Annotated in this window: 4 protein-coding genes; all 4 read right to left on the reverse strand. The window is 58.6% G+C overall.

Going from position 1 to position 6,106, the window contains the following annotated elements:
• Positions 1–13: 13 nt before the first annotated feature.
• The 4 genes from JAO29_RS21115 to JAO29_RS21130 all read right to left on the reverse strand — a co-directional run bounded on the left by JAO29_RS21115 (position 14) and on the right by JAO29_RS21130 (position 5,844).
• Complete coding sequence (locus JAO29_RS21115; RefSeq protein ID WP_334270257.1) at positions 14–3,364, reverse strand: TonB-dependent receptor; 3,351 nt, start codon at positions 3,362–3,364, stop codon at positions 14–16.
• 105 nt (positions 3,365–3,469) lie between these two features.
• Positions 3,470–4,291, reverse strand: coding sequence for a glycerophosphodiester phosphodiesterase family protein (locus tag JAO29_RS21120; RefSeq protein WP_334270258.1), 822 nt, complete (start codon positions 4,289–4,291; stop codon positions 3,470–3,472).
• The gene (locus JAO29_RS21125; RefSeq protein WP_334270259.1) at positions 4,222–4,608 is read right to left on the reverse strand and encodes a glycerophosphodiester phosphodiesterase family protein; all 387 of its coding nucleotides are present in this window, start codon (positions 4,606–4,608) and stop codon (positions 4,222–4,224) included. The genes JAO29_RS21120 and JAO29_RS21125 overlap by 70 nt, the downstream gene beginning before the upstream one ends.
• 171 nt (positions 4,609–4,779) lie before the next feature.
• Entirely contained in the window at positions 4,780–5,844 is a 1,065-nt protein-coding gene (locus JAO29_RS21130) for a hypothetical protein (RefSeq protein WP_334270260.1), read from the reverse strand.
• Positions 5,845–6,106 lie beyond the last annotated feature (262 nt).

Below are 6,106 nucleotides of genomic sequence, written 5' to 3' on the forward strand. Positions count from 1 at the left end.
CAGCATGATTTCTCTAGAACAGCACCTTCGCGCCGAACTGGATGATGCGCGGATCGAACGTATTCGTAATCGTTCCACCCGTCAGCGCACCCGACGAAGACACCGAGATACCGCCGCCCGGCGTCGTAAAGTTCGTGTGGTTGAAGGCGTTATACAGCTCACCGCGGAACTCCACCTTCAAACGCTCCATCGGAGTGTCGAAGCGTTTATTGAAGGCGATATTCAGCGAGTTGAACATCGGGCTGCGACCCGGATTCCGCGACATGTTTCCGAACGGGCTGACCGGTACACCGTTGACCGTGCTGTTCGGGCTCGTCGGAATCGAGACCGCGGCAACATTGATGTACTGCAGCGCGTTCGCAGTCGCCTTCGACTTATCCAGCGTGTTCAGCTTCACACCCCCAACCCGATTCGGACGATACAGGTTCGACCCACGGTAGCTCGCCGAGATGCCCGATACCTGATTCGCGGTCGGAGGCGTGTAGTTGATCTGGTACGGGAAGCCAGACGTCGCCTGGTTCACTGCCGAGACCTGCCACTGTCCCAGAACCTGGTTCAGGATGCCACCCGTATCCATATAGTGTCGTCCGCGGCCAAAGGGAAGCTCATACACCAGCGACGTTGTATTGATCACCGGCTGGTTGTACTCCGACTGGCTGTAGTCCGCCGCTGGATTGCGGTAATCCTGCATCGACGGCGTATTTGCCTCAAGCGACGCACCCGCATTGTCCATCGCGTGCGACCACGTAAACGAGTTCAGCAGCGTCAGACCAGCCACCATGCGCTGCTCATAACGCACCTGTAGCGAGTTGTAGTTCGAGTAGGCCTCGTGCAGAGCAATCGTGATGTCTCCGTACGTCGGGATAGGACGCGCGAAGGTCTTATTCACAATCACGTTCGGATCGGCCTGGTTGTAGTTGGCAAACTGCAGCAGCTTCAACCCGTGGTTCCCCACATAGGCCACGTCGAACAGAATGTTCTTCGCCACCGTGCGCTGCACATCCAGGTAGTAGTTGTGCACGTAGCTGTCGCGATACCGATTCGAGTCAATATAAGCCACGTTGTCTGTCTTCGGGTCGAAGGTCAGCGTGCTCTTCGGGAAGCCCTGGTCGATGGTCGTGTAGGTTCCCGTGCCGCCTGCCAGTGCAGGCTTCTGGGTCACCGTCACGAATAACGCCTCCGGCGGATTGATCGCGAGGATATTGCCGGAACCCGCCCGGTCATAGTGCGAGTAGCTGATACCGTAGCCACCGCGGATCGCGGTCTTGTCATCCGGAGCATAGGCGAAACCGAAGCGTGGCGCAAAGTCGTTGCGATCTGGCTCATAGCCATACTTGTTTCCAGTCGCAGTTACCGGAACCATCGCACCTAGCGGATTCGATGCCGCCAGCGACGGATCGAAGTTCGACTGCTGATTCTTCTGCTCCCAATAAGGCGTCGTGTACTCGTAACGCAATCCCATGTTCAACGTCAGCTTGGGAGAGACCTTCCAGTCATCCTGTATATATCCGAAGTTCGAACGATTCCGCAGGTGTGCCACGAAGTAAGAGGACAGCGAGTAAGCACTCGAAGCTCCCCACAGAAAGTCGGCGAACGTGTTGTCGCTCGTCGAGGTCTCCGCCGTCGTGCCATTCGCGTACTTGCGGCTGTAACCACCCGCGAAGGTGAAGCCGCCGTACAGCGGATTCGTATCCTGCACTGCCATCCAGATCTGCTGGTACTCGTAGCCTGCCTTGATCGAATGGTTCTTGATCACCCACGAGTAGTTGACCTTCGGATCGAGGATCGCAGGATTCTGGAACTGAGGATTCGTCGTCTGGCGTCCCAGCGCCGAAAATCCTGTAATGCCGATGCCCGGGATGCCGCCCGCCACCGTAGGATCGGTCGGCAGACCGGGGAAGACCAGACCGGCATCCTGGCCGATCGAAAGCGAGAACTTACCCGCCTTCGTGCGCGACAGTCCCAGGCGCGCATCCAGCAGCTGGTTCGAACCGATCACACGCGTATAGCCCAGCGCAATCTGCTGGTCCAGAATTCTCTGCTTGCCGTTTGAATTTCCATCCAGCGGAAGCCCGAAGACCGGGAAGTCCGTCGCGTTCTGCTTCAGGTCCGAGACGCGCAGAAAAAACGAGTTCTTCTGGTTCAGCGCCCAATCCAGCCGAAGGTCGCCCTTATCCGAGAAGTTGTTCGACCGCTGCAACGTCGTAAAGTTGTTCTGCGTCGCCGAGGTCGGCCCCTGCTGCGCAATCAGGGACGCAATCTTCAAAGCCGACGGCGAGATATGCGTCGAGTTCAGAATCGACGTGCCTGCAGCATACGGTGTCCCGTCATACGGGTCATACACCGTCTTGCTGAACTTGCCCGCAAGCTGGTTCGGAGTCGGCAGCGTCGCCGAAGAGATCTGCTTACGCGACTGCCGGAACCCCTCGTAGTCCAGGAAGAAGAACAGGTGGTCCTTCACGATCGGCCCGTTGAAGTTGCCGCCGAACTGGTTGCGGTTATACGCCGGCTTCTGCCCTCCCGGTGGACGGAAGAAACCCGTTGCATTCAGATCCGTGTTGCGGAGGAACTCATATACGCGCCCGTGGAACTGGTTGCCGCCCTGCGCGAACGCCACGTTTACCACCGCGCCTGAGGCACGCCCATACTCCGCGGTCTCGTTGTTCGTCACCACCTGGAACTGCGCAATCGAATCCGGTGCCGGCTGGATAATCTGGTTCGAGAATCCCTGGTTCGACTCGCCGTACGCATTGTTGTCCATGCCGTCCAGCAGGAAGTTATTGAAGATCGAGCGCTGGCCGTTCACGTTGAACGAACCCTCGCGCAGCAGGCCCGTGTTCGATGCGGTCGACATCGAACCGGTCGTCTGCCGCACACCCGTCGTCAGCCCAATCAGGTCCGAGTAGTTACGGCTCACCAGCGGAAGCGCCGCCGTCTGGTACTGCGTCACAATCTGTCCGCGCTGGCTGGTGTCCGTCTCCACCTGCAGCGAAACACCCGAAACCTCTACCGTCGTGCTCGTCTCCCCGATCTGCAGCGTCAGGTCGATTCTCTGGCGCGCTGCAACCGAGACCGTAATATCCGTCGCACGCGTCGGAGCGAATCCCGCCTTGCTTACCTCGACGTTGTACTGCCCCACACGCAGCGCCGGAACCTCATAGTCTCCGCTCTCGTTCGTCTGCCGCGTACTGACAACACCCGTCGCAATATTTGTGACCTTTACCGTTGCTTCCGGAACCACCGCGCCGGAGCCATCGTGGACCGTTCCTACAATGCTGCCGTTTTCGTACTGAGCAAGGGCTCTGCCCTGCAGCAATACAAGGCACACCAGTGCCGTTGTCAGTAAACTTAAGATTTTGCGCATACCGCTAACCCTAGACGGGCTTTGTATATGCACGATGACAGAATCGTGAATAGAACGTTTCATGGGCGCTCCTTGAAAGGAAAAAATGGCGAGGCGGATCTTCGTTCAGCGTGCGTCCGCCGTCGCTCTCAACTGCTCCGGGACCCATGCGCTCGTTAGCATTTTCGTCGGCCCCGTCAGGTAGTACGTCGGAATCTTCGGATGTTGCTCTTCAATCAGAATCAGGGTTCGAAAGTCGAAGCTCTGCACCTCTGCCCTCTCGACCATCTCGGCTTTTTCGATCGCCCCGCACAGCGCGTCTACAAACGCCTGCGGCCCTACCGTGTGATTCTTGTGACCGTCATCGCCCGGAATCCCTTCAGGCATGATCTTCGTCTCAATGTTGAAGCGCACCCGCGCTGCGTTCTCCGCCCGCTCCTTCGCGTGGGGATCGTTCTTCCCTGCGCCCGTCCGGTAGTACTCCACGTAGAAGTTCACAAATTGGAACAGCTGCCCCGCGTACGTCGGAACATAAGGGCTCATCAACCCTTCTTTTTTTGCAAACGCCACCGCAACGGGCGAAAGCGAAAGGTCGTTCTTCTGCTCCTGTCCAAAGTGGACCTTGTCGCAGATAAACGTCTTCTGGGCCTCCGTGCTCGAGATGTCCTTCGTGAACACACGATTCTCCATCGTGTACGGCTTGCCGTCCGCTCGCCTGCAGCTCTCCGGGCTCAAAAACTGGTCGTGCCAGATCAGCGAAACGCCATCCGTCGTCACTCCCGTATCTGTCTCGAGCGTCGTCACCAGCTGGTCCAGTCCGCTCTCGAACGACGGCAGCGTATTCTCCGGCCTCAATCCCCGGCCTCCACGATGCGCCGTCACATCGAACTTCGCCAGCCGCTCGCGGTCCTCGTCCGACTTCGCCGCCGCGCGCTCTTCACCCAGCACCTGCTGCAGCAGATCCGGCCGTCCGTAATCAGGCCGTCCACCCCCATCCGGATCTCGGTCCGCATCTTCTCCGGATCGTTCGTCGTCCACGGAACGACCTTGAAGCCCTGCGCCTGCAGCTCCTTCAACGGAACCTCACCACTCAGGACCGTCGCATCCACGGGAGAAAGCACCGGCTTCCCCGCTCCGTGCGCCTTCGCATGCGCCCACGCCTTATCCATCAACTGCATGTAAGGATTCGCCACTGGCCCCTGTGCCTCCATCGCCGCGACAGAGCTCACGCAAAGAATTACGCCACCTAAAAATTGTCTGGTCATAAAGCCCAAGCATCCTACATGACCATTACGTAAGCGTTAAAGGGCGGGGAATCCGGGCGGTTAACGACCCCTGCTTTTGCGCTTAAAGAGAGAGCGATCTGCCGTCTAGCTCCCCAGGGGACGGCAGATCGCTAAGCCAGACTCCCGATCCGGCTGACTTGTCTTCAAGAATCAGAAGTGGTGCGAAACTCCAATAAGGACCGTGTAATCCGCGAAGAACGCATCGCCGTTCGTCGTGCCGTACTTGATCTCCGGCACACTCGGAGGCCTGTCTCTCCGCAGGGCCCACGGCCCGTTCACCGAGAGCGTCGTGCGGCGCACGTTCACCATCAGCCCTGGATCGAGCGAGATCACACTTCCCGGTCTGCGGAACCCGTTGCTTCCACCCATCAGATCGCGCACCGGCACACCCTCTCCTCTCGCTCCAAGACTCAACGCGACTCCCTTCAGCTTCGGCAGCCCCTGTGAGATCCCCATCCGGTACAGGTACTGGTCTGTGACCGACATCACACCCTGTCCCGGCTGACTCCTGAACGTAACGACGCCGTTCGTATCCCGCGGGTTGAACAGGTACTGCGCCTGCCCATACAGGTCCGCGCTCTTCCACAGGGACTTATATCCTTGCGTGGCAAGCAGCAGGCCCCATCCTCCATCGCCCGGCTGCATAGACTGGTCGGCGGTCGCCTTGACCGTCTTCCCCTTATAAAGAGCCGACCCCGTCGCATTGTTGATGCCCGTCGGAATCTTCACCGAGGCGCTCACCGCAATATCGCCTCCAAACTCCGTCGGTGGGCGGAAGATCCAGCGCTGCGCTCCCAGCGTGATATCGCCAACCCCGCTCACCTGGAAGATCCCCGACGGCGGATACAGCTGGTTGCGCGTGCCGTCGAACACCGGAACGTCCGCGATAAAGCTCCACTGCGGTGTAAACCGGTACTCCACCCCGACATCGAAGATGTTCTGATGATTGCGAATCGCGTTCGCCCTTGCGATCTCTTCATCCCCGATGAAGTACTTGTTCGAGTTGAAGAACCGATACCCGATATCCACGGTCAGGTTGTGAATCGACCATCCATACTTCGTCCCTCCATCCCACGCCCTCACCAGCTCATCCATCGCGCGCTGATTCGAGTGCGCTGCAACGCATCCCTGCCCCGACAGTCTCTGTCCTCCAAAAATTGCGGCCACCAGCAGCATCGTGGCCATGCCGTTCCTGCGTACATGTGTTTTCATCATGCTTTCCTCGTCACGAGCGGTCTCTCGGCGATCCTCTTGCCGCAAAACGAAAACTCTATTCATCTGTCCTGAGCGAACCACTCTAAGGCGAGGCAACACATGCGTCTTCCACCAGAAGGTGGAGATCTCTCTCCACCTTCACTAAAAACGCTCTCCACACGAACAGTGCCAGGTCCGCAGACCTGTCACACCGCCCATCCCCCAAGCACCCAAGCAACAACCGCCAGCCTTAGGCAAAAAGTGTCATCCTGAGCGAAGCGGC

The sequence above is a fragment of the Edaphobacter sp. HDX4 genome (genome assembly GCF_036877565.1).
Taxonomy (GTDB): Bacteria; Acidobacteriota; Terriglobia; order Terriglobales; family Acidobacteriaceae; genus Edaphobacter.